This window comes from Leucobacter sp. M11, from assembly GCF_035726885.1.
GTDB lineage: Bacteria > Actinomycetota > Actinomycetes > Actinomycetales > Microbacteriaceae > JAPFRB01.
In genome coordinates this window covers 647470-647852 of the sequence record NZ_JAPFRB010000002.1, presented here as the reverse complement: position 1 = coordinate 647852, position 383 = coordinate 647470, and the positions used below count along the sequence as shown (strand labels likewise).

1 pseudogene is annotated in these 383 nt (G+C 74.7%); it reads right to left on the bottom strand.

Annotated features, from left to right (window positions below):
- Nucleotides 1-383, bottom strand: a pseudogene (locus tag OOT08_RS07500) (N-acetylglucosamine-6-phosphate deacetylase); the annotation flags it as partial.

Here is a 383-nt window from a genome sequence, read left to right as displayed (position 1 = left end):
TGAGGGTGAGCGCGGTCACCGCGGCCACCGGGTCAATACCGGCCCGCTCGACGGCGTTGCGCAGGGCGACCTCCTGCGTGAGCGTGGAGCCCGCGATCGTGTCGGTGCCCGCGAGCACCGCCCGCCCCTGGGCGACCGTGACGTCGAGCCCGCCGAGACGGTAGTCGCCGTCGGCGCTGCCCGCAGCGGCCATCGCGTCGGTGACGAGCGCGATCCGCCCCGGGGCCTCGCGGAAGGCGAGGGCGGCGACACTCGGGTGCACGTGCACCCCGTCGAGGATGAGCTCGAGGGTGACGCCCGGGTGTTCGAACGCGGCGACGACGGGCCCGGGCTCGCGGTGCCCGATCCCGTTCATCGCGTTGAAGGCGTGCGTGAGCAGGGTC